The following is a 23,431-nucleotide window of genomic DNA, read 5'->3' as shown; positions in this document are numbered from 1 at the left end:
TTTGTTGTTAATAACCATATATTGTTGATCGATTTGAATAAAGGGAGGATAGTTTACACCCAAAACGCCTATTTATTTTCCAAATAATGCTGTAGCACATCCATCTACACACTGAAGCTACTTTATAAGCGAATGATTCAGCATTCGATAATTGTAACGACATTGTTTACATCACGCTATATGCTACATACAAGTAACCCATTCGATACCGATACGGAAAATTTTCCGGTACGGAAGGGGGGATGGTTAAAATCAAATTACCATTCATTTTCCACAAATATGTGCATAGCACTTCCATTCCCCGACTCAGCCTAAATTTTACTCGATGCCATCCTAAATATCGTTAAGGTTGCCTGTATGCTACACATCAAATCTAAGGTAAATTCATAGATAAATTACATGGGAATACGAACATGACTATTCAATTAGGAAACTTTGTATTGGATGAGTTGTATTCTGATTTTCCCAATAAATTATACATAAACATAAGATGATACTCTTAACCATGAAATCATCGCAATTCTATCCCATAAGGTATCTAAATCACATATATGAAAGGTATATGATTTTATGCCAAAAGATGGTATGATATATTGCGGAAGGTTATTCTATCATATGATTGCAATAGATCTCTTTTTATAAGTTGATATCCTACAAGTTCCTGATAAGGGGTGGTTATGGCATGAAGCATACACCTACGATTTCGGCAGAGTTTGAAGATTATCTAAAACAAAATAACATGACGTTGGGTCAATTTGCGGAATATTCGGGGGTTCATCAAAGAACGCTTAGTAATTGGATTACTCAGCATCGGCCTGTTTCTGTACAGCAGCTTGACCGAATCACTTTGGCTATGGGGTTACCAGAAGGCTACTTCTACGATTTATACATAGAAAATTACATTATAGAACGTTCCCCAAATATGCGCCGAATTGAGCCGTTGTTATATCGTTGTGCGGAGCTGGACAAGTTGGATGCGATCCGAAGAATGGTTGGAGCAATCATGGACAAGTTATTGTACTCTCCCAGACTATTTGATATTGCAGAAGGATTATTTGCACAGGGGCAACATGCTGCCGCACTGCTGCTCTATGAGAGTGTAGCAGAAGGGGAGAAGTACCAGCACTCCGAGCGTTTGGCAGTCTGTCAGTATCGTATATTCACGATCCAAATTGGAGATGATCAAAAACGCAATCTCAGGGCAGCTACACGTTTTGAATCTTTTGTCGAACGATTGGATGAAATAGTTCAGCTTGATGCTCTGAAAGATTTAGGGAATGTGTGTCGTTCTTTGCGTGAATGGGATATGCTTGATGAAATAGCTCGAAGCTTAGAGAATAAGGCCAAAATTCAATACTTTAAAGAACGACCTCAGAAGAGTACAAGGCTGGAGCAACAGAAGAAGCCAAGCCGACCGCTATTTGCATATCTGGCCTTTTCTCAATTGCTACATGCAAGTGTATGTGAAGCATATGGTGACTATGAAACAGCATTAAGATACACCTATGCTTATGCCGATTTAAGTTGGGTAAAGGAAATAGATGGAGAAACACAAGATTGGAAAAAACGATTTCAGGAGTGGGCGCAAGCCAACATTTATGCGTATAAATTATTGTCTGGAGAAGTAACTGTCCTCCCCGATTATTTATCTTACGCTAGTTCGCATAAAAATGAGGTTCTACCTGCATTGATAAACATAATTGAGGCAGCCAACCGATATAATATTAATGTAGATGATATACTTGAGCAGTTTGAATTAGATATCCAGTCTTTTTTGGAGCAACAAAAAAGCGTAGGCGTGTACACTCGACAATTTGTTTCGGAGCGATTCACCCACTTTTTAAAAGAATTAGCCGATTACTACTTTCGTAAAACAGCGTATCGTAATGGTTTTAAGTATTTAATCAACAGTTTGGAGATATCCTCTGCAATTAATAATAAGTCATGTATAATCAAGTGTGTCAAACTATTTGAACGTTATAGAAAAGAGGCATCTTCCGAAACAACAATTTCCTACCAAATTTTGATTGATGGGGTGAACGAAGATGAGAAGAAAATTACCAATAATCGTTCTGGTCACTAGCTTAATGTTGGTGTTGGTTGTTCCAAGCCAATTTCCAGTGCAAGTGAATAAACCTATCACACCTCAAGAGACACATGGAGGGCTGTAATCATCCCTAATATGGATCAATGGTAAACAAGGTGGCACACTGTATATAATCGGTTTAGTGGAAGGCTAGATGGGATTGCCCGTCTAGTCTTTTTTGTATTTGCTGAAGTTTTGCTAAGTGTATTGTTGAATTGGAGAGAATTTATGGAGTGAGAGATGGAAGCGCCAATCTGGAAGGAAATAATCAATATACATATGGAATTGCAAAGTCAAATAATTTTACTTTGGCAAAAAACACAAGCCGATATTGCTCAGGAACTTGGCATCACGAAACAGCAGTTACATAACTACAAAAAACTCCTAACTCTTATCCCTGAATTGCAGGATATGGTTGTCGTTACGCACTATAAGGCCTTTAGACATAGGTAGAAAGGTTAATTGTTCACATAACAATTAGGAATCAAGATGGTTTTCCATAAATTTGAATAGTGTTATTATGTCATAACGAACTCAAACAGAGGTATATTATGACAACAATTAAAGTGACACCAGAGCAGCTTATGACTGTCTCCAAGCAGTTTGAGTTAGCACAGCAAACGGCAACTCAAATGAATAGTAATTTAGTACAACAAATTTCATCTATGGGGCAATTGTGGGAAGGACTGACTAAAGAGCACTTTTACTATTCCTTCCAAACCTCTCAGAAGAATATGAATGACTTTGTTACCTTGACGGATTCTATTGCTAGGGAGTTACGTCACCATGCAGATAAATTCAGATTAGCAGATCTGATGGAGGCAGGTAATATTGACGCAAGTTGTTTACCACCTCCACCGAATTCATGTGTTGTTCCTGCTCCAGATACACGGAATGCATTCCAGAAATCAGTAGATAGCTTAACTGAACTAGGTCAGGATTTTGTAGATGCTAACTCAGTACGCTATGAGAAAAAGTTTGATTCGGTTTGGAGCTTCCTAGATTATATGTCGTATGGTATTCCAAAAGGAATGTATCAAGGATACATGGAACGGGCAGCTAAACAAAACGATTCTTGGAATGACATGCTCAATTTCGGTACATTTGGAGTAACGGGCATGATTCAGGGAGCATTTAACCCTAGCAACGCTTGGTCCAAGGAACACTGGGCTAATATGATCGGTACAGCCGGATTATTTGGAGGAGTCAGTTCAGTAATCAAACCCAAACTTGGGATTGGTAATACAATAAAGTTTAATGGTGAGGTAAGACCATTTCCCAAAGGCCATGACCTAGATTTGAAATCGTGGGAAGAGATGCCTGTAAGTGGTCAGAGAAAGGTAACGCCAACTGGACACAGAATTATGAATGTGAGTGAAATGAAGTCATTTAAAAAAGAAATGGATGCACTAGATATAAAGGTTTTGATTGATAAGAAAGATAAAATTTTGCCTGAAAGTGCTGCGGCTGGTTTTAATCCAGCTACAGGAGAAATAGTTTTGAGAAAAGAAGCGACAAATTTGAGTGCAATTCATGAGTCCTATCATGCCGAAGATTCAGAAGACAACTAATCCACGAAGCTTGCTCCTTTGGCAATAAAATGGGAGTGAGCTTTTTTCAAAGATAGCCTATCAGAATTAAGGGGGATGGTATTTGCATACACCATGCTCCAATATCAACCATAATGTAGCTGAAAGCATAGGTTCAGGCAGTAATACGAAACTTAAGAGACAGAAAATATACTAAGAGAAGGATCGGACTACCACAATCCCACAGTGACACGGGGCGTTTTTATCAGGTGGAGGGTTCTCTATATCTCATACAGAGTGAGGATATTACATTGGATAGAAGAAAGCTTGAAGATTACGAAACAACAGAGGATTTGAACTATTCGCAGATAAACAAACAAGCAGAAATGAAACAGGAGGAAGTTATACATATATGGAAGAAGAAATGTTAAAAGCTTTGGAGTCATATCCACCACTGTTGGACGTAACCCATATTCAGGAAATCCTTATGGTTGGTCAGGCAGTAGCCTACAATGAATCAAATTCTGGAAATTTCCCAGTGATGAAGGTAGGTAGACAATTGAGAGTAGCAAAACCACTTTTCGCAAAATACATAATCGAATCATCCACTTATAGCAGTGTATAAACCATGTATAAAAAAAGAACACACCAAGCAATCAAATTTTGCTGAATGTGTTCTTTTTTATTGTTTAGTGGTCACGCAGCGGCCACAGGACTTCAAAAAAATGATAAAATCCAATGAGATTGGATGTGACTAAATGAAAAGTAGTGAGTAAGAAACATTGATACGATAAGGTTTTTTGAGGTTTAACGAGACTAGATGAGAAGTATTTAACTATCAGTAATAGGTAAAATACTGTATGCTGGATCACCACGAAAAGTGCTTATGTATCAATGTTTACTTACTAATAAATAGATAGCATTAATGAAGCAACTGTGTGCCTGAGATTGAACGTACACCTGATAAGCTTTTAGCACTTTATCTCATTCCAGTGTGAAGTGCTAAGAAAACAGGGCATACTAACAACAATGGCACTGGTATTTTGATACCAGTGCCATTGTTCAGGCATTTATTCACTTCTTTTCGCAAACTCTTCTATGATCCACAATCACTTTGTTGTTACTTTTACTTTATAAGGATAAGTTTCACCGTTCTCTTCAATATTAAAATGTTTAATTTCATCTGGAGTTGCGGAAACAACCAAATAAACAGCCTTTTCGTCTCCTTGCAAATTTAAGGAATTCTTCCCTTTATTCCACATTGTAGAATATCGGGTATCCCCCGAATGCGTTACGCTAGCAATGCTAGCTCTCCAATCAGCGCCCCTAGTTTTGCTTGTTCCTTGGAAATCTACTGTGACGGAAGCTTTGCTCAAATCAACATTTAAAGGAGCAATGTTGTAGCCTGTCTGTTGTGGAGCCTTGTTTTGAGGTACGGTCATCCAGCCGTCTTTTCCATTTACGAGTGTTGTATATATCTTATTATAATTGTCGTCAGTATTCAAAAGTTCATTTAAATGCTTCAAATAATATGGTTGACTCTTGAAGTCCATAGTTACCATTCTTCTTGCCATTCCACCCAGTATTTCTTTAATAGAAACTCCAGTTACCTTTTCCATAGATTCAAAGTAAGTCGTATCTTTTTGGCCGTAAGACAATAAATTCAACATTGCTTGATGGCCAAGGCCGTTGATGTGATCTGGATTTTCATGAATATAGAGGAGAATAGGCCATGCATCGTACCAATTCTTTGTATGTGGAAAATGTGATTCTGAATTCAGTATAAAAGGGGCAAAGAAGTCAGAGTCTGGACCATATACTCTTCCACCATAACTGTAGTAATCACTACCCAAATATTCATTACGCAAGAAGTTAGCTACCGCTTCATACCACTCATAAGGGACTTCTCCTCCGTTATGGTAGGTAAATACATGGCCTAATTCATGAGGAACTACCCAACTTGGTGGGTCTACACGCATCGCTGCCGGCATCATGACAATGTAACCAAATGCATCTCTGTCTATTGACATATAAGCCCAATCTTCGTCAATCTTATTCAGTCCAGTGCTCGCAATGTAAATGTTCGTTTTATATTTTCCGGTTATTCCTCGATTAGGGGAAGTTCCGATGTCCTTCAATCCAAATTTATCCATGTAAAATGAACGGATACTTTCGAGGTTGGCCAAGTTGCCATTAACAAAATCCCTATTTACGGTTCCAGTTGTATCATTGTTTCCCCAAATAATTTGAAAATGCTCGGAGGTAGCACGATTTACAGAAGAATCAGATGAAGAATAAAAAGCATCCCTTGTCTTGTATTCGTCTGCATTTTTCATACTTTCTGTAGTGACAACACTTTCAACATCTTCAGCCTTTGCCGTTTTGGCAGCGCCTAATAAATCAGCTACTGCCCCATAGCTTGTTACATTCAATAATAATAAGACCATTAACAAGCAGCATACTAGCTTTTTCATAATTAACACTCCTTTACATTAATGTAGTATATTGATTTCTTCCATATAATAACGTAAATTTCTTGATGCTGAAATGAAAATATTATAGTATTTTATATTATTTTCCAATAAATCTCTGAACAGAAGAACGGTCTGCGAAATTAAATTGATTTAGCTGAGAATATTACTTAGTTTCTTGATAAAATCAAATTTAAGGATAAGAGGTTTTGATTTTTTTTGCTGCTGGATTACGAGTTGATAGATGTATATATATGGAAATAAGAAGATTACTATTATCGTTGCGTATACTCATGTAGACCTGAAGGTTTGGGTGCCGATCGTCACCATTATTATTGAATTGTACCAAAACAAAAAGAAATAGACCGCTGCCCTACTATGGTAAGGTAACAGTCCAGTTCATGATACAACCTATTGGCGACCGCTCTTCAAAGCGGCTGTTGCGAAAGAGTGAGGGTATTAGGTGCATTCTTGCTCTTTTTTATGTAAGCTTCTTTAGCTTCTTGACTACATTTTATATAAAGGCCAATGATCTCGACAATTAAGTACAGACGTATTGCGGTAAAATGTAGTGTGAACTTTAATCAGAATTGCATACGGATTTTAAAGATAACCATCACTTTTTGAAATAAGTACTGTCCTGATTTGTAAGATTGTGGTACCCTAGAACGTATATATTGTTATTTTACATATTGGAGTTGAAACAGACAAATGAGTAATTTATACAAAGACCCCCAATCGTCCGATCCTTTTCAGGAGACGAATGGTTATAACGCCCCATTTAATCCGCCCCCACAGCTTCCGCCTACAAACAATAAAGCTGTAGCTTCGATGGTGCTGGGTATTTTAGCTGTTGTCATTCCCTATCTGGGGTTCATTATCGGAATCGTTGGTATTATTTTATCCAGTCTTTCCCTGAAGGAAATTAACCGTCATGGCGAACAAGGCAGGGGTATGGCTATTGCCGGATTGGTATGCAGCATTATCGGAACACTGATTTATACACTGATCATCATTTTCATAATCGTCTTTGTTGCTTTGGCAGCTTCAAGCGGGGAAAGCAATCCGTTTTCCGACATTTAATGAAATGGGTGAGCTCATACACATGTACCCTTCACGATGGGGATTCCAGATGCTATGATGAATGGAGTCCAATCAAGGAGAGTGAAAGTCGTATGGCACGTACTCAAACACAAAAAGCGCTAAGCAAGGCGAAGCGCGCCGGAAACTACTGCTCTGCACAGAGCCGCAAAACAAATGATCATTATGGCGAGATATCGCAGCATGTGCGAATGAAGCCAACCAAGCAGGAACAATTACAAAGAATCAAGCACAAGAAGCGAATCGTTCAGAGCGACGCTTCTTTTTTTGCCTTCTGTGCTATTATTTTATTCCCAGTTGTTAAAAAAGGACTTGATAATAATTATCATTCTTGCTAAAATGTAAAAAGAAAAAGGAACCCGGCTAGGGGCTCCTTTAGGGTAAAACAATGCTTTACAGAAATAATCAGCTTTATTTTGCTTCAAAGGTTTTGCAGTCCGTTTCTTCGGACTTGTGAGTGTCTGTAGGTCTGTTGCTTACGATATAAATGGAGCTTGCGCTACATTTATTTTCTTGAGCCCAGTGTGTACATGAGTTCACTTCACACATAACGTCTTTTGCCATGTTGTTCATCTCCTTATGAGTTGGATGTAATAGGCTAAGCAAATAAATACAGTCAGACAAGGTAGGACTTGTCCAACTGTGATTACCCTCTTATTGGAAAGAGGGGTTTTGCTATACCTACTTGTACAATATCAAATGAATCTTAAAATTGCAATGTTTGCATCAAACAGTAGCTGTCCTCCATGCAGAGCGGAATACCCCTCTGACGGAGAACAGCTTTTTTGCTGTCCGAACATAATGACAATAAGGGTACTAAAATGACTTAGCGAACGGCAGGGATATCCACGATCGGATCAATGTCAGCCTCGTAATCCACTCCCTCAAATTCAAAGCCAAACAGTTTAAAAAATTCGTGGCGATATCCTTCAAGATCAGACAGCTCGTAGATGTTGTCTGTCGTCAGCTCGTCCCATATTTTCGCTACCTCAGCCTGCACGTCTTCACGTAGCTCCCAATCATCAATGCGAATACGTCCTTCCTCATCCACAGGAGTTTCCGGAGCATAGAGACGCTCGGAAAACAGACGGTAGCTCTGCTCCACGCAGCCTTCATGTAATCCTTTTTCCTTCATTACCTTGTACAAAGCGGAAATATACAGAGGTACGACCGGGATAGCAGAGCTGGATTGAGTAACCAGTCCTTTGGTGACTGCGACGAAAGCGCGTCCGCCTGTGGCTCTCAGCTGATCGTTCAGATGATGTGCTGTCGCTTCCAGATGATCCTTTGCACTTCCGATCGTACCTTCTCTGTATACCGCTTGGGTAATGTCTGAACCAATATATGAAAAGGAGAAGGTGGTCGCGGAATCAGCCAGCACACCCCCCTCACGCAAGGCGTCGATCCACAACTGCCAGTCTTCGCCGCCCATAACCTCTACAGTCGCCTGCACTTCTTCATCTGTCGCCGGTTCCAGTGTAACGCTGCTCACTTCGCCGGTGTGGAAGTTGACTGTTTTATTTGTGTACGGCTTGTCAATGGGTTTAAGCACGGAATTAAACGTTTCACCTGTACGGGAATCGGTGCGGCGACCGGAAGCGACACTGTAAACCACCAAATCGACTTGCCCCAACTCTTCGCGAATGACTTCCACCGTTTTGGCTTTGATTTCATCCGAGAAGGCATCCCCTGTCACGCTAAAGGATTTAAGCCCTGCTTCCTGAGCAGCCTTTTCGAATGCAGCGGAATTGTACCAGCCTGCCGATGCTGTCCGTGTAGCTGTAGCATTACTAGGACGATATACGCCGATTGTATTGGCCCGCGCTCCGAATGCAGCCGTAATGCGGGAAGCCAGGCCATATCCGGCAGATGCCCCGATCACAAGCACATTGCGAGGTCCCTCGATAGCAGGATGGGCTTGTACATAGTTAATTTGTTCCTGAACATGTTGGGCACACCCCACCGGATGAGCAGTGGTACAGATAAAGCCGCGTGTTCTTGGTTTGATAATCATATTATTGTAATTCCTCTCTTCTTGTAGCAATCTTCACCCTTACTATTTTAACTTTTAACAATATTTTTTCAAACGTGGATTTTATAGAGCCTTTCCTGAACAAAAGTGAATCCCGTATGCAGGGTGGCAAGTGCCTAAGAGCCTGCATATGATGCCGTAACGATAAATATGAGAAGGGAGAGAGCTGCTTGAAGAACAAGAGCCGAAAGACCACCAGAAGCAAAAAGCCGCTCTATCGTGTAATTGACCCGGATTTGAATGAATTAAGTATGATACAGCGCGTGAAGCCACAGCCTGCGGAGAGGGAGACAGGAGCAAGAATTCATCAAGTTGCTTCTCCGCCTCCCCCAACCAAAGAGGAGCCGGAGCTACAGACTGTTGTCGAACCTGAAGTCGAGGCTCTGCACTGGAAAGAGATTGAAGTTGCAGATGCAGAGGAGACTCAAGTGTCGATGGAGGAACCCCAAGAGCTAGAACCAGAGCCAGAGCCGGAACCAGAACCGGAACCGGAGCCAGAACCAGATCCAATTGACGTCGAAGAAATTTTGAACAATAAAAAGGCGCCACATGTAAACAATGCTTTCATCTATACAGACGATTTAAGTGATCTGGCTGTAACCGGTGAGAAGATCGCTCCCGCCTCCATAGATTCCAGCAAGCTAAAGCAAGAGAGTGTCCAAACGGAAACTCTGGCGGATTATGCTGTTCATACCATTAAAATAGCTGACGGTGCAGTAACTTCTTCGAAAATTGCCCCGGATTCCATTACGGTGGAGCATCTGTCGGACGCCTCGGTGGCAGGCAGCAAGTTGCAGGATCGTTCCATTGGCGGTGAGAAGCTTCGTGATGGCAGCATCACCCCGGAAAAGCTGGCCGATAAGATTATCAGCAGCGATCATATCGCGAATGGCTCGATTGAAAGCCGACACTTTAAGCAATGGATTGTGTCTTCAGACATGCTTCAGGACCAGGCGATCACCTCTGATAAAATTCGCAGCGGCACAATCCAGTCTAACAATTTGGCCAATGAGGCCGTCGACAGTTCCAAGCTTGGGGATCAGTCTGTGACCACGGCCAAACTGCGGGATGGGGCTGTGGATGGCTTTAAAATTCAGGCTGGCAGCATTGAAAGTGCACATTTGACGGAGCATGCCATCACTGCCCGGCATCTGGCACCTGGCTCGATTAACCGCAAGCAGCTTGCCGACGGAATTGTGGGGAAGGAACAACTGGAAGAAGGGGTTGTCAGCGGGCGTCATCTGGAGTATGAGGCCGTCACCAGTGCGCATATTCAGGCTGGAGCGATTGAAAGAAAGCATCTGAGTCCCGGCTCCATTGGGGAAGAGCAGCTTGGAACGGGTCAAGTGACAGCTCGTCATTTGGCGGACCGGAGTATCCAGTCCAACAAGCTGGCGGATCAGTCTGTAGGCTCGCTGCAAATTGTCGATCAATCCGTGACTTCATCCAAAATATCGGATCAAAGCATTTTACCGCACAAAATCGCCGATGAGGCGGTACTTACCAGACATATTGCCACAGCGGCTATACAAGGCCCTCAGCTTGCTCCGGAGGCGGTCTCTTCATTACATCTCCAGTCCGAAATCATTCGGAAAGATCATATTGCATCGGAGGCGGTTACGGAGCGGCATTTGCAATCCGGGGCTGTCACGAGCGAGAAATTAGGGAAGGGCGCAGTTCTGGATCACCATGTGGCGAATCAGGCTATCAAGGAAAATCACATTGCTTCGAACGCTATTAAGCCTGACAAAATCGCTGACGAAGCGATTACGGAAAGCAAAATTGCCGCAGGGGCGGTGACCAGAAATAAAATTGCGCCTCAAGAAATTGCAGATGTACACATTGCGTCCGGAGCTATTCGTGAAAACCATCTGGCGGACAAAAGTGTGGGTGGTAAGGCATTACAGGCTGAGTCCGTTCGTTCGGCGCATTTGGCCGTGGGTTCTGTGCTGAGTGAACATATCGGGAACGGAAGTGTGGGAACCTCGGCCTTGCAAGGGCAGTCCGTTACTGCAGACATATTAGGTGAAGGCGCTGTTCAAACGGGGCATCTGGCGAGTGGAGCGGTGTACTCCCATCATCTGCAGGATCATGCGGTAACTTCGCTGAAACTGTCGCCAGAGAGCGTAGCTACGGATAAAATTAATGATCTGGCGATTACAGCTCCTAAATTGGCTGAGGGCAGCGTAACTTCCTCCAAGCTGTCTGCACGTTCCGTGCAGCCGTGGCATATCACGGATAAAGCTGTACAGAGCAATCATCTGGCTGTTGAAGCGGTGGAGGCGAATCATTTAGCTCCTGAATCCGTCACCTCCAACCATTTGCAATCTGCATCGGTCCTGACCAAGCATCTCGCCCCGGATAGTGTATCCGGTCATATACTTCAGGCGGAAAGCGTCACCTCGGAGAAGCTGGCTGCTCGAGCCGTGCAGGCGCCCAACCTGGCGGAAAGCAGCGTCGACTCTGTACATTTGGCTGCGCAAGCGGTGCACACCCAACATTTGGCAGCCGGAGCGGTACAGGAAACGGCACTGGCTCAGAACGCGGTGAAGTCCGAGCATCTTGCGCCGGAATCCATCCAATCGGAGCATTTGCAAAACGGGGTCATTCAAGGAGAGCATATCGCATTCCAGGCCGTGGCGACCTCGGCCTTACAGGATGAAGTGGTCACCTCTGTCAAATTGGCGGAGGAAAGCGTAACTTCTACCAAGCTGTCTGCCCATGCAGTGCAGTCCGGGCACATTTCAAACGAGGCGGTACAAAGCAACCATCTGGCTGTGGCGGCTGTCGATTCGGCGCATCTGGCGGCCGGAGCGGTCACCTCGGTACATCTACAAGCCTCCACGGTGCTTACGAGACATCTGGCCCCGGATAGCGTATCCGGTCGTGCGCTTCAAGCAGAAAGCATTACCTCGGAAAAGCTGGCGGCGCGCTCGGTACAAGGAATGAACCTCGCGGAAGGCAGCGTGGGTCCTCCGCATTTATCTGCGCAGGCCGTACACCCCCGGCATCTAGCAGTTGGAGCGGTACAGGAAAGAGCGCTGGCAGAGGGGGCAGTGAAGTCCGTGCACATCGCACCGGAGTCTATCCAGCCGCACCATCTGCACATCGGAACCATTCAGGGCGAGCATATCACATCACAGGCGATATCGACCGATGCTTTGCAGAATGAGTCTGTTACGTCCGACAAACTGGCGGAGGAAAGTGTAACCTCCATCAAGCTATCTGCCCATGCAGTGCAGTCCGAGCATATTACAGATGAAGCTGTACAAAGCAGTCACCTGGCTGTGGCGGCTGTGGATTCGACACATCTGGCAGCCGAAGCGGTCACCTCGGTTCATTTACAGTCTTCGTCGGTGCATACGAGACATCTGGCCCCGGATAGTGTGTCCGAGCGTGCGCTCCAAGCGGAAAGCATCACCTCGGAAAAGCTGGCAGCACACTCGGTGCAAGCGACGAATCTCGCGGAAGGCAGCGTCGGCCCTTCACATTTGTCTGCGCAGGCCGTACACCCCCGGCATTTGGCAGCTGGAGCGGTACAAGACAGAGCGCTGGCAGAAGGGGCAGTAAAGTCCGTGCATATCGCACCGGAGTCCATCCAGCCACATCATCTGCACATCGGAACCATTCAGGGCGAGCATATCGCATCACAGGCGATATCGACCGATGCCTTGCAGGATGAATCTGTTACGTCTGACAAACTGGCGGATGAGAGTGTGACGGCCGCCAAGTTGTCCGCTCACTCGGTACAGCCATGGCACATTTCGGACGAAGCGGTGCAAGGGAACCATTTGGCAGAAGAAGCGATTCAATCGAGCCATTTGGCCCCGGAAGCCGTCACCTCTGCCCATTTGCAGTCTTCAGCGGTGCATACGAGACATCTGGCCCCGGATAGCGTATCCGGTCGTGCGCTTCAAGCGGAAAGCGTCACCTCGGAGAAGCTGGCGGCTCGGGCCGTGCAAGCGCCCAACCTCGCGGAAGGCATCGTCGGCCCTTCACATTTGTCTGCGCAGGCCGTGCACCCCCGGCATTTGGCAGCTGGAGCGGTACAAGACAGAGCGTTGGCAGAGGGGGCAGTGAAGTCCGTGCATATCGCACCGGAGTCCATCCAGCCACATCATCTGCACATCGGAACCATTCAGGGCGAGCATATCGGATCACAGGCGATATCGACTGATGCCTTGCAGGATGAGTCAGTTACGTCTGGCAAACTGGCGGATGAGAGCGTGACGGCCGCCAAGCTGTCCGCCCACTCGGTACAGCCGTGGCACATTACGGACGAAGCGGTGCAAGGGAACCACTTGGCAGAAGAGGCGATCCAATCGAGCCATTTGGCCCCGGAAGCCGTCACCTCTGACCATTTGCAGGCTTCGGCGGTGCTTACGAGACATCTGGCCCCGGATAGCGTAACCGGTCGTGCGCTTCAAGCGGAAAGCGTCACCTCGGAAAAGCTGGCGGCTCGGGCTGTGCAAGCGTCCAACCTTGCGGAAGGCATCGTCGGTCCTGTACATTTGTCTGCGCAGTCCGTACACCCCCAGCACCTGGCCGATGGAGCGGTAGAGGACAGAGCGCTGGCAGAGGGGGCAGTGAAGTCCGTACACATCGCACCGGAGTCTATCCAGCCACATCATCTGCACATCGGAACCATTCAAAGCGAGCATATCGCATCACAGGTGATATCGACCGATGCCTTGCAGGATGAGTCTGTTACGTCCAATAAACTGGCAGATGAGAGCGTGACGGCCGCCAAGCTGTCCGCCCACTCGGTACAGCCATGGCACATTACGGACGAAGCGGTGCAAGGGAACCATTTGGCAGAAGAGGCGATCCAATCGAGCCATTTGGCCCCGGAAGCCGTCACCTCTGACCATTTGCAGGCTTCAGCAGTGATGACCCGGCATATTGCGCCGGGAAGTGTATCTGTTCACGCGCTCCAGGCCGGGAGCGTGAATGCTGAGAAGCTTGCGCTTCGGGCGGTGCGTGCTTCGAATTTGGCGGAAGCCAGCGTAAGCTCCGTACATCTGGTGGAGCAAGCGGTACACCACCTTCATCTGGCCGATGGGGCGGTACAGGAATCGGCGCTGGCAGAAGGCGCGGTGCAATCAAGGCATATCGCCTTGGATTCCGTCCAGTCGGAGCATCTGCAAGCAGGTGCCATCCAGCCGCAGCATATAGGCTGGCAGGTGGTGTCGGAAGACACATTGCAAGAAGAAGCGGTTACGTCCGGCAAGCTTGCAAATGGAGCGGTACAGTCCCAGCATGTGGCTGAGGAAGCCATTGAAGGCCGACACATTGGAGCAGAAGCCATTGATGCGCACCACCTGAAGCCGGGCGCAGTGACGCTGGCTCAGTTGTCCACGGACATTCATCTCTCGGGGCTTTTGCCGGAGGAAGGTATCAGTGGCGACAGACTCCAGGCAGATAGTGTATCTCGCAGCCATCTGAAAGCTCAGGCCGTCGACAGCGAGGTGCTGAGCCCGGAAGCTGTAGGATCGGAGCATCTACAGACCGCTGCGGTACAAAGCCATCACTTGGCAGAGCAAAGCATTGAAGGGCATCATCTGGTGGAAGGCTCCGTAGGCTCGCGTGAGCTGGAGCTGAACGCAGTGAAGCCGGAGCATCTGAGCATCACCCCGGTTCGTACTTGTGCCAATCAGTCCGCATTGCAGCAGTTTGGCAGAGCGCCGTTTCTTTTGAAGGGCAGCGAAGGAGAGACGGAAGTGATCATTATATTCGCAGAGCCTTTTATGAACCCGGACTATACGCTGGTAGCGATGACGAACCATCCTCTCTTTCATGCGACGCTGAAATCGCAGACGCCGAATGGAGCGGTGATTGTAGTAACCAAATGGAACGAAACCGCGCACAACTACGGTATTGTTTCCTGGATTGCCATCGGTTAGTGAATGTAATTGTGTAAAACGTACAGCGTGCAGACTCACGTATTTTTTGAATACGGGGCTGCACGCTTTTTCATATACTTTTCACACATTTGTTCCACAATTATCCCGAATTCTCCTGATAAGCTAAAGATACTTTAAAGGAGAGGTGATACAATCATGAAAAAATGGACTAAAAATGCAGCAGCCGTATTGACCGTAGTAAGCGTATTGGGAGGAGCAAGCAGTGCATTCGCCGCTACAGCGACAACAACGCCAGCTACAACTGCACCAGCAACGAAAGCACCGGCGGTTACGACCCCGGCTACCAAAGCACCAGCAGTAAAAGCACCTGCGACGAAAACACCAGTGGTGAAAGCACCTGTTAAAAAAGCTGCAACAGCTCATAAAGTAACAACAGCTAAAAAAGCTCCTGCCAAAAAAGCTGTTGCCAAAAAAACGGCACATAAAGCAAAAGCTGTAAAAGCGAAGCACCGTACCGTTAAACATCATGCTAAAAGACATTATGCAGTAAAACATAAAGCAACAGCTCACAAAACTCGTGCACACCATGTTGTAGCTAAAAAAGCGGCTCACAAAGCTCCTGTTAAAAAAGTGACTCCAGCAAAAACAGTGGTAAAAACAGCTCCAAAAACAGCAGTGAAAACAGCTCCAAAAGCAGCAGCTAAAGTAGTAACAACAACCAAGAAATAAGGTTGAAGCGCAATTCACTTCCAGCTCGCCTGGCATATACAGCAGCGATTCATGATAAGAAAAGACGGGACCGGGGACGGTATACCCGTCTTTTGTCTATTTTGCTAGGCTTCTGTTAAGCTTATAGAGAGGATGAAATCATCCAGAACAACGGCAAGGGGTTAAGGCCATGACGAAAATAGTAGTAGTAGATGACGACGTGTTCATTTTGCAATTAATATCTGAATATTTAAAAAAGGAATCCTACGAGGTGACTTCCTTTTCCAGTGGAAAAACACTGGTAGAGCATATCCGTTCCAACCATCCGGATTGCCTCGTTCTCGATATCATGATGCCCGGAGTTGACGGGCTTTCCCTGCTGACTCAACTGCGCGAATTTACGGAAATGCCGATTATTATGATCTCCGCTCGCGGGGAAGAAAGTGACCGTATTCACGGGCTGGAGCTGGGATGCAGTGATTTTTTAACCAAGCCATTCAATCCTCGGGAGCTGGTTGGCAGAGTCAAAGCCATGCTGAGGCTGACCAAGGCCGGAACATCTGCACCGGACGATAAGGAGGCAGCAGAGGCAGACGGAAATGTATGTCGTGCGGGCAATCTCTGTATTTTCGCTGAATTTCGTAAGGTAACGGTGGACGGTCAAGAGCTGAATCTAACCTCGCGTGAATTTGATCTGCTGCTGTTTCTTTCGAATCATCTGGAAAGACCTTTTGGCAGGGAGCATCTGATTCAGCAGGTGTGGAGCTATGATTTTATAGGTGATGTGAGGGTCGTGGATGATCTGGTCAAACGAATTCGTAAAAAGCTGGCAGAATGCCACTCTACGCTCGTCATTAATACCGTTTGGGGATTCGGATATAAAGCAACGGTTCAGGAGCAGTAGCCATGCGTACGATGAGAGCTAAAATACTGCTGTCTCTATCCATCGCAATGCTCATTACCGTCTGTATTACGGTGGTTTTGTTCATCAGGCTTATCGACGATCTTCTTGTAAATCAGGCTAAATCCAAGCTTCATGAGCAGGCACGAAAAGCCGTTCATATTATGAGCGACGGAGGCTTTGATCGGCTGGATAACGCTGAGCTTAACTATGTTATCAAAGGTATGCTTTTGTCTGCCGATTATTTTATTTTAAGCACGGATAATCGCATCATCGACTCCAGTGTTTCTGGAATGGAGGGCAAGAAGATAGAGAGTTTGCTATTGATCCGTCAGGGATTTTTTGCATCCGTTCATCCGTCTGCTCATGATCTGGCTACCGTACATGAAGGGGTTGCTGTGCTCCAAGGTAAAAAGATACTGTTTACAAATGAAGAACTGCCCGGTCAGCCTTTTCGTATTTTTGTATATTCACCGCTGTCTTCTTTAAGAGCACTGTATGTGCCATTAATGAGAACCACGCTGCTATCCATTGTCGCGAGCTTTGTCGTCATTCTCGTCATTGGACTGATGGTCGTTTCACGCTTGGTACGCCCACTCAAACGTTTGAAGGAGGCCGTAGGCAACTATGAACCGAATCAACCGCAGGATAGTGATTTTCCGCAGGCAGACAAAAGCGAGATTGGCGAGCTGATCGGTACTTTTCATTCCATGTCGACCCGTATTCAGCAGCATCACCACGGTCAAATTGAATTTTTGCAAAATGTATCTCACGAGCTAAGGACACCGTTAATGTCCATTCAGGGCTACGTATACGCCATTCAGGATCAGGTGGTCTCCCAGGATGAAGGACTGAGCATCATCAAAGTACAGTCGCAGCGGTTAATTGACATGGTGGAAAAGCTGCTTCAGCTATCGAGGCTGGAGGCGCTGGATGAAGAATGGCCTGTCTCATTGATTGATCTGAAAAGCATGGCAGAGGACGCCATTCATTTGCTGATGCCAGTGGCTGCTGAACGTTCTGTTTCGCTTCGAGTGGAGGGTGAGGGACTGCATGTGGCCGTTCCGGCTGAACAGTTATTCCGCATGATGCTGAATTTGTTGCAAAATGCGGTTCGACACACCTCCACCGAGGTTGTCATACATTTGGAGGCGGGAACCACACCGGAGGTCGTATGGGTAATCCATGTGGATGATGACGGAGACGGTTTGAGCGAACAAGAGGCAGCGGAGGTGTTCGGACGATTCTATACTGGCTCGAACGGGGTCACAGGTCTTGGATTGGCTATTTGCCGTCAAATTGCCTCCCGGCTAAACGGGGAACTGATCTGCACACGTTCACCCTTGGGTGGAGCGCGGTTCAGCTATATTCAACGCATGTTATAAATGAGTGCAAAAAATGGTTAAAAATGATCGTTTTTCTGGATAAACATCCCGTGAATATGACAAGGCGTGACAGGTTTTAGGTATTATTGCAGATATAGCTTGACTGGCGGGTACTAAACTGAGTAAAATTAATCGTATATACCTTGACTCTTGAACGTCGTTTTTTTAGATAGTGGTCAATAATAGTGGTTAATAATAAATGAAAGAGTGATGAGATGAACCGCCTTTTGGAAGTGAAGGACTTAACGATATCTTTCAAGACCCGCCAGGGACTAGTGCAGGCCATTCGTGGCGTAAACTTTCATGTCAATAAAGGAGAGACGCTGGCGATCGTGGGCGAATCCGGCTCAGGCAAAAGTGTAACCTCACAGGCTGTGATGAAGCTGATTCCGACCCCTCCCGGTATTTATCAAAAGGGTCAAATTATTTTTGACGGACAAGAGCTGATTAATAAAACGGAAAAGCAGATGCAGAAAATTCGCGGTAAGGAAATCGGACTGATTTCTCAGGACCCGATGACCTCGCTTAACCCGACGATGAAAGTCGGCAAGCAAATCACGGAAGTGCTTTTCAAACATGAAAAAATATCCAAGGATGCTGCTCACAAACGTGGTATTGAGCTGCTTAATCTGGTAGGTATTCCACATCCGGAGCAGCGTTTTAACCAATACCCGCATGAGTTTAGTGGCGGTATGCGTCAACGTGTCGTTATCGCGATGGCATTAGCTGCCAATCCGAAGCTCCTGATTGCCGATGAGCCGACGACTGCATTGGATGTAACGATTCAAGCTCAAATTTTGGAGCTGATGAAGGACCTTCAAAAGAAGATAGACACTTCCATCATCTTTATTACCCATGATCTCGGCGTTGTAGCGAAGATGGCGGATCGTGTTGCTGTTATGTATGCCGGACAAATCGTGGAAACAGGTACGGTTAATGAAATTTTCTATAACCCGAAACATCCATATACTTGGGGGCTTCTTGCTTCCATGCCAAGTTTGGACAGTCACGGTCAGAAGCTGGCAGCGATTCCGGGTACACCTCCTGATTTGCTTCATCCGCCTGTAGGGGATGCTTTTGCAGCCCGCAGTGCTTATGCGATGAAGATTGACTTTGAGAAAGAGCCTCCACTCTTTCAATTATCCGATACGCACTTTGTGAAATCATGGTTGCTGCATCCGGATGCGCCTGCGGTTGAGCCGCCAGAAGCGGTAAAGGCCAAGCTTCGCAAGCTGGATAATGCATTTGAAACGCCGGTTTTAGTAGAACAATACGGCGGTTAATGTGTAATATAGTTTGTAAATAAACCGAGTTAAAATAAAAGAAGGGCTGCTCTCTCCGTGGAAGAATCTACGGTGAGAACAGCCCTTTTTGGCGTGAAGCCGCAGGTTGTGAGAGCCTGCGGCTATTTGAGCTAGCGGGGCAGTTTTTTTACAGCTTGCCGGAACCGGCTTGGGAAGTGACTTCTGCCTTCACGCTGGCGGATGGAGAAATCTTATCGTTCAGCGATGGTTTCCAGCCTACAGAGGAGCTGAGACCCGCGCTGGAGCCTGCATTTACGGCTTGTCCATTCAGGAGGGTGCCTGTGTCGGACAGCGCGGTGCCTCCAAAGACAGTTACGATTTTAGCTGCGGACAAACCTGCAACGTCGATGACATTGTTTTCGGCGAAGATTTTGGAAGATTTACCTGCGCCCCATATATACAGCGAAGGATATTCGGAGCGTTTTACATCACCTGTATAGTAATTGTTGTACAGATGGACTTGTCCATACCGCACGCGTGGTGTGCGTTGTACCGTGTTTTCATAATAATTGTGATGCAGGGTTACACGTAAAGCCCCTTCATCTGCTGTTTTGCTGTCGCTGTTGCCAATAATCGATGTTTTATCATGATCGTAAAAGTGATTGTAAGAAGCAGTAACCAGATCGGCTTGATTGATCACATCGAGAAGTCCATCATGATGCTGGTATTCTTGGCCGTAAAAGGTGCCGTTTCCGCTATCGGGGTGAGACCCATCATTGAAGGTATTGTGGTCTACCCATACATGTGTGGCGCCGTTAATTGTAATGGTGTCATATTCCGAATTCCAGTTGCCTGTACTACCGTCAGTTGGGTCCCACTGAGGGAAATAATCGTAGGCATCCTGGAATTCAATATTACGGATAATGACGTTGTCTGTCCCTTTTTTCAGTTGGAGGTTTGCACCGTTAATGACGGCATTGCTACCCAAACCAACAATCGTTGTATTAGACGGAATATCAATGACGACACGACTGGCTTGATTTTTTTGTGAAGCCTCACGTGCCTTTTCCAATGTGCCGGACGGAACCTTTTTACCCCATGTGGATGGGTCATACGCTTTGAGGTAGGCGTCAAAATCGTATTTAGGATCCTTGTAATCGTTTAATCCCAAGGGCTTGTTATTGTCATCGACATTGGCATTGATCGTACCTTTGACATAAATGATTTTAGGAGTTGTATTGCTGCTTTTACCTAAGGCATCCACAAGTTGTTTGCGATTGGTTACGGTGAAAATATTGGAAGCTGTGGCTGCAGATCCGCCTGTTGTGCCTGTAGAAAAGGCTGCCCATCCGTTCTTGCTACCAAGCACCTCTTTACCAATATCGCCTGCCGCATGAGCGGGTGTGCCAAGAGGAGCAAGGGTAGTGAACAGCAGAGCTACTGCAATGCCGAGTGAAAATCTCTTTTTCATAAATTTACCTCCGTATATTGGGTTAGTGGAGTAGACGAACGAAGGGAGTCCCGGGTGCTCCTATGGTATCTACTTTTCTATCATACTTCTTGTTCCAGTATTTGTTAATATAATAAAAGTTACATGCTAAAATATTTGTCGAAAATTTTACATAATACAACGTACCCCTACTTTTTTCCATTAATATCGTAGTCACACTAATGAAAACGTTAACAATCACATGAAATGGGAATTGTATATATGAATATATGGAATTGTTTTTGTATTTTTTTTTCGAAAATCATTATTTTCCGTCTTCGGAATGCTCACTTTCCGTGGAAAAATACTGGAAAAATATCAAATTTCATGCTACAATATAAATTGGTAAATATAACACAATTGAGTTTATTTACCATAATACTAGTAATAGGTCATACACTAGACAATTGGAGGTGAGCATAGATTAGTTGAAAATGTTAACGATTTCAATCTAAGAGGAGGAATATCAAATGTTAAGAAACCGCTCATTTTATCGCAGATTTTGGCTGGCTGCGTTGACGGTCCTGTTGCTCGTGCCTGCTATGACCGCCTCGGCAGCTTCCTCATCCACCCCATCGGCCAAATTCATTTTGCCAATAACAAGTACTATGTATTTAATAATGTGTGGGGCAAGGACAGGTTCAAGGCTGGAACGTGTTTTCCTTTGTGAGAAAGTCCAATACGAGTAGCGCGTCGTTCAATATCAAAAATTTTACCGACTATATGATTTATACAAAAAAATGGATGAGTAACGCGAAATTCGTCAGCAGCGTGGAATTCGGTACTGAAATTTTCGGTGGTAGCGGCTCTATGAATATCAGCAAATGGAATGTTAACGTACAATAGTCTTCAAGAACATAGCCCCTCTCAAGCAGGCACGCGAAAAAAGACATCTGCATGATGGACCTTTTGCTGTCGATGGAGAGGGGCTTTTATATATTTCTGATTACAAGTCACTTTGTGGATTTTTGCAAAATCCTCAGGTACAATCCTTGTAATATAGCTGAGGAGGAATGGGCATCATGGCAGAGCATTTAGCAGATATCTTGAAGTTATTGAAGCAAAAAGAGTGGGTGGATATGTCCCACGCCTTTTATCCTGAAATTCCTCATTTTCCGGTATTCGATAATGTTAAGGTTGACACGCTGTTTACTCATGACGATGGTTTTTTTGTGAAGCAATACTGTTTTCCGGGTCAGTATGGCACTCATATTGACGCGCCAGTTCATTTTGTGAAGGGCAAACGTTATTTACATGAGCTTTCCTTGAAGGAACTGGTTCTGCCACTGGTTGTTATTGATCGTTCAGCAGCTGTCGCCGCTAATCCCGACTATGAGCTTACAGTTGCGGATATTGTAGACTTTGAGAAGGAGCATGGACGGATTGCCGATCAATCCTTTGTCGCCTTTCGCAGTGATTGGAGCAAGCGTTGGCCTGATTCGGAAGCTTTTTCGAACAAGGATGCAACCGGAGACGCACACTGCACGGGCTGGTCGCTGGAAGCGCTGCGTTTTTTGGTGGAAGAACGGAATGTGGCTGCCATCGGACATGAAACGCTGGATACCGATTCCTCCGTGGCCTATCGCAAAGCAGGGAAGCTGGTAGGGGAATATTACATATTGGAACAGGATCGTTATCAGGTTGAGGTGCTGACGAATTTGGATAAGCTGCCTGCGACGGGTGCTGTTATTTATAATATCGTACCGAGCATTCAGGATTCCCCCGGATTTCCGGTGCGTTCTTTTGCTATTTTGCCTTAATCATTTGATACCGGGTTGTTTGAATACGATTATACAATCATCTTGAGCATAAAAGACCGGTTCAGATATATCTGAACCGGTCTTTTATGCTTTATTTGGGGTCGTGAACAGTGTGCTTGATTGCTCAGTCCAGCTTGAATCTAAATAGTGAAATAGCTTAAGTGATAATAGTGACGGTAGGAGCAGAGATAGTAGGCTGAGTTGTAATGGTGGAGGCTGTACCACTAAAATCTGATATTTCTATGACAACTGGGACACCTGGTGTAATATCTACGGAGTTAATGACCAGACTTGCTGTGCTTAGGGTGAATAAGGAGCTCTGCTGAATAACTCCGTTAATATAATAATTAGAAGAATCCGTAGCTGCTAATGTTGGCAAAGCAACTACTGGAGCATCAGCGTCATCTACAAAGCTTGCAGCAGGAACGGTTGTTGTTGTAGCTCCGATCATCCCGGCTGTAATCGTTGCAAAAAAACGAGTCACGGCTGGGGTAATGGTCGTAGTTATGGCACCGCCAGAGGCTACGGGGGCAGTAGCTACTGCTGTATACACAGGTTTTATAATTGGCATAGGGCTCATCTCCTTTCTTGGATAGTTTGAACCATGCAATGGCTCATAATCAATAAATGAGTGTGATCCAGATTCGGAAACGGCATATTAACCTTTGTGTTAACAATTAGGATGGATGAAGGAAGCCTCATTATACTGCAAATATAGATGGAAGCGGTTCACTAATAACGGACTATTGCAAATGCCCAAAACCCTACAGGGTAATGTGCATACAATATCATAGAGATGAGAAAAGGAGGTGTAAACGGCTGGTATGGGCAAACGCGCTTCATCACGAAGAAGGCATGGAA

General features: G+C 45.4%; 18 protein-coding genes. 13 read left to right on the top strand and 5 right to left on the bottom strand.

The window, feature by feature from the left end:
- Nucleotides 1–682 precede the first annotated feature (682 nt).
- The 4 genes from HPL003_RS26130 (at nt 683) to HPL003_RS26115 (ending at nt 4,240) form a co-directional block, all read left to right on the top strand.
- Nucleotides 683–2,083 carry a helix-turn-helix domain-containing protein gene (locus HPL003_RS26130; RefSeq protein WP_014282819.1) on the top strand — a complete coding sequence of 467 codons (1,401 nt, stop codon included), beginning with the start codon at nt 683–685 and terminating at the stop codon, nt 2,081–2,083.
- Nucleotides 2,084–2,326: 243 nt separating this feature from the next.
- Nucleotides 2,327–2,539: a hypothetical protein gene (locus tag HPL003_RS26125; protein WP_014282818.1), complete on the top strand. Its 213-nt coding sequence runs from the start codon at nt 2,327–2,329 to the stop codon at nt 2,537–2,539.
- 98 nt (nt 2,540–2,637) lie between these two features.
- On the top strand, nt 2,638–3,657 hold the full coding sequence (locus HPL003_RS26120; protein ID WP_014282817.1) for a WXG100 family type VII secretion target: 1,020 nt from the start codon (nt 2,638–2,640) through the stop codon (nt 3,655–3,657).
- 370 nt (nt 3,658–4,027) lie between these two features.
- Nucleotides 4,028–4,240, top strand: coding sequence for a MerR family transcriptional regulator (locus tag HPL003_RS26115; RefSeq protein ID WP_014282815.1), 213 nt, complete (start codon nt 4,028–4,030; stop codon nt 4,238–4,240).
- 484 nt (nt 4,241–4,724) lie between these two features.
- On the opposite strand, the gene HPL003_RS26110 is transcribed toward HPL003_RS26115, so the two are convergent.
- The gene (locus tag HPL003_RS26110) at nt 4,725–6,089 is read right to left on the bottom strand and encodes a DUF6055 domain-containing protein (RefSeq protein WP_014282814.1); all 1,365 of its coding nucleotides are present in this window, start codon (nt 6,087–6,089) and stop codon (nt 4,725–4,727) included.
- 708 nt (nt 6,090–6,797) lie between these two features.
- Between HPL003_RS26110 and HPL003_RS26105 the strand changes: the two genes are divergently transcribed.
- Nucleotides 6,798–7,169, top strand: a complete 372-nt coding sequence (locus tag HPL003_RS26105; RefSeq protein WP_014282813.1) for a DUF4190 domain-containing protein — start codon at nt 6,798–6,800, stop codon at nt 7,167–7,169.
- A gap of 92 nt (nt 7,170–7,261) precedes the next feature.
- Nucleotides 7,262–7,525, top strand: coding sequence for a hypothetical protein (locus tag HPL003_RS26100; RefSeq protein ID WP_014282812.1), 264 nt, complete (start codon nt 7,262–7,264; stop codon nt 7,523–7,525).
- A 73-nt stretch (nt 7,526–7,598) separates the two neighbouring features.
- Here the strand turns inward: HPL003_RS26100 and HPL003_RS28110 are convergent, their stop codons facing one another.
- Nucleotides 7,599–7,751: a DUF1540 domain-containing protein gene (locus HPL003_RS28110; RefSeq protein WP_081473770.1), complete on the bottom strand. Its 153-nt coding sequence runs from the start codon at nt 7,749–7,751 to the stop codon at nt 7,599–7,601.
- 262 nt (nt 7,752–8,013) lie between these two features.
- A complete protein-coding gene (fabV, locus tag HPL003_RS26095; RefSeq protein ID WP_014282810.1) occupies nt 8,014–9,201 on the bottom strand; it encodes an enoyl-ACP reductase FabV in 1,188 nt (395 codons plus the stop codon).
- Nucleotides 9,202–9,389: 188 nt separating this feature from the next.
- Between fabV and HPL003_RS26090 the strand changes: the two genes are divergently transcribed.
- The 5 genes from HPL003_RS26090 to HPL003_RS26070 all read left to right on the top strand — a co-directional run bounded on the left by HPL003_RS26090 (nt 9,390) and on the right by HPL003_RS26070 (nt 19,360).
- Entirely contained in the window at nt 9,390–15,122 is a 5,733-nt protein-coding gene (locus HPL003_RS26090; RefSeq protein ID WP_014282809.1) for a WIAG-tail domain, read from the top strand.
- Nucleotides 15,123–15,278: 156 nt separating this feature from the next.
- Entirely contained in the window at nt 15,279–15,812 is a 534-nt protein-coding gene (locus HPL003_RS26085) for a hypothetical protein (protein WP_014282808.1), read from the top strand.
- Between the two features lie 169 nt (nt 15,813–15,981).
- Nucleotides 15,982–16,695 (top strand): response regulator transcription factor, encoded by a 714-nt coding sequence (locus tag HPL003_RS26080; RefSeq protein ID WP_014282807.1) that lies wholly within the window; start codon nt 15,982–15,984, stop codon nt 16,693–16,695.
- Nucleotides 16,696–16,697: 2 nt separating this feature from the next.
- Entirely contained in the window at nt 16,698–18,077 is a 1,380-nt protein-coding gene (locus tag HPL003_RS26075) for a sensor histidine kinase (RefSeq protein WP_014282806.1), read from the top strand.
- A gap of 215 nt (nt 18,078–18,292) precedes the next feature.
- Entirely contained in the window at nt 18,293–19,360 is a 1,068-nt protein-coding gene (locus tag HPL003_RS26070; RefSeq protein ID WP_014282805.1) for an ABC transporter ATP-binding protein, read from the top strand.
- Between the two features lie 148 nt (nt 19,361–19,508).
- Here the strand turns inward: HPL003_RS26070 and HPL003_RS26065 are convergent, their stop codons facing one another.
- Complete coding sequence (locus tag HPL003_RS26065) at nt 19,509–20,792, bottom strand: pectate lyase family protein (protein WP_014282804.1); 1,284 nt, start codon at nt 20,790–20,792, stop codon at nt 19,509–19,511.
- Between the two features lie 642 nt (nt 20,793–21,434).
- Between HPL003_RS26065 and HPL003_RS26060 the strand changes: the two genes are divergently transcribed.
- Both HPL003_RS26060 and HPL003_RS26055 read left to right on the top strand, forming a co-directional pair.
- Nucleotides 21,435–21,656, top strand: coding sequence for a GH12 family glycosyl hydrolase domain-containing protein (locus HPL003_RS26060; RefSeq protein ID WP_014282802.1), 222 nt, complete (start codon nt 21,435–21,437; stop codon nt 21,654–21,656).
- A gap of 176 nt (nt 21,657–21,832) precedes the next feature.
- A complete protein-coding gene (locus HPL003_RS26055; RefSeq protein WP_014282801.1) occupies nt 21,833–22,570 on the top strand; it encodes a cyclase family protein in 738 nt (245 codons plus the stop codon).
- 157 nt (nt 22,571–22,727) lie between these two features.
- On the opposite strand, the gene HPL003_RS26050 is transcribed toward HPL003_RS26055, so the two are convergent.
- Entirely contained in the window at nt 22,728–23,141 is a 414-nt protein-coding gene (locus tag HPL003_RS26050; RefSeq protein WP_014282800.1) for a DUF4183 domain-containing protein, read from the bottom strand.
- Nucleotides 23,142–23,431 lie beyond the last annotated feature (290 nt).

The organism is Paenibacillus terrae HPL-003 (assembly GCF_000235585.1).
Classification (GTDB): domain Bacteria; phylum Bacillota; class Bacilli; order Paenibacillales; family Paenibacillaceae; genus Paenibacillus; species Paenibacillus terrae_B.
The sequence above is the reverse complement of the archived record's forward strand: the minus strand, read 5'-3'. Positions and strand labels throughout refer to the sequence as shown.

What these genes read in the sequence shown, in the direction of transcription:
- HPL003_RS26130 (WP_014282819.1), top strand. Translation starts at nt 683, where the DNA reads ATGAAGCATACACCTACGATTTCGGCAGAGTTTGAAGATTATCTAAAA.
- HPL003_RS26125 (WP_014282818.1), top strand. Translation starts at nt 2,327, where the DNA reads ATGGAAGCGCCAATCTGGAAGGAAATAATCAATATACATATGGAATTG.
- HPL003_RS26120 (WP_014282817.1), top strand. Translation starts at nt 2,638, where the DNA reads ATGACAACAATTAAAGTGACACCAGAGCAGCTTATGACTGTCTCCAAG.
- HPL003_RS26115 (WP_014282815.1), top strand. Translation starts at nt 4,028, where the DNA reads ATGGAAGAAGAAATGTTAAAAGCTTTGGAGTCATATCCACCACTGTTG.
- HPL003_RS26110 (WP_014282814.1), bottom strand. Translation starts at nt 6,089, where the DNA reads ATGAAAAAGCTAGTATGCTGCTTGTTAATGGTCTTATTATTATTGAAT.
- HPL003_RS26105 (WP_014282813.1), top strand. Translation starts at nt 6,798, where the DNA reads ATGAGTAATTTATACAAAGACCCCCAATCGTCCGATCCTTTTCAGGAG.
- HPL003_RS26100 (WP_014282812.1), top strand. Translation starts at nt 7,262, where the DNA reads ATGGCACGTACTCAAACACAAAAAGCGCTAAGCAAGGCGAAGCGCGCC.
- HPL003_RS28110 (WP_081473770.1), bottom strand. Translation starts at nt 7,751, where the DNA reads ATGGCAAAAGACGTTATGTGTGAAGTGAACTCATGTACACACTGGGCT.
- fabV (WP_014282810.1), bottom strand. Translation starts at nt 9,201, where the DNA reads ATGATTATCAAACCAAGAACACGCGGCTTTATCTGTACCACTGCTCAT.
- HPL003_RS26085 (WP_014282808.1), top strand. Translation starts at nt 15,279, where the DNA reads ATGAAAAAATGGACTAAAAATGCAGCAGCCGTATTGACCGTAGTAAGC.
- HPL003_RS26080 (WP_014282807.1), top strand. Translation starts at nt 15,982, where the DNA reads ATGACGAAAATAGTAGTAGTAGATGACGACGTGTTCATTTTGCAATTA.
- HPL003_RS26075 (WP_014282806.1), top strand. Translation starts at nt 16,698, where the DNA reads ATGCGTACGATGAGAGCTAAAATACTGCTGTCTCTATCCATCGCAATG.
- HPL003_RS26070 (WP_014282805.1), top strand. Translation starts at nt 18,293, where the DNA reads ATGAACCGCCTTTTGGAAGTGAAGGACTTAACGATATCTTTCAAGACC.
- HPL003_RS26065 (WP_014282804.1), bottom strand. Translation starts at nt 20,792, where the DNA reads ATGAAAAAGAGATTTTCACTCGGCATTGCAGTAGCTCTGCTGTTCACT.
- HPL003_RS26055 (WP_014282801.1), top strand. Translation starts at nt 21,833, where the DNA reads ATGGCAGAGCATTTAGCAGATATCTTGAAGTTATTGAAGCAAAAAGAG.
- HPL003_RS26050 (WP_014282800.1), bottom strand. Translation starts at nt 23,141, where the DNA reads ATGCCAATTATAAAACCTGTGTATACAGCAGTAGCTACTGCCCCCGTA.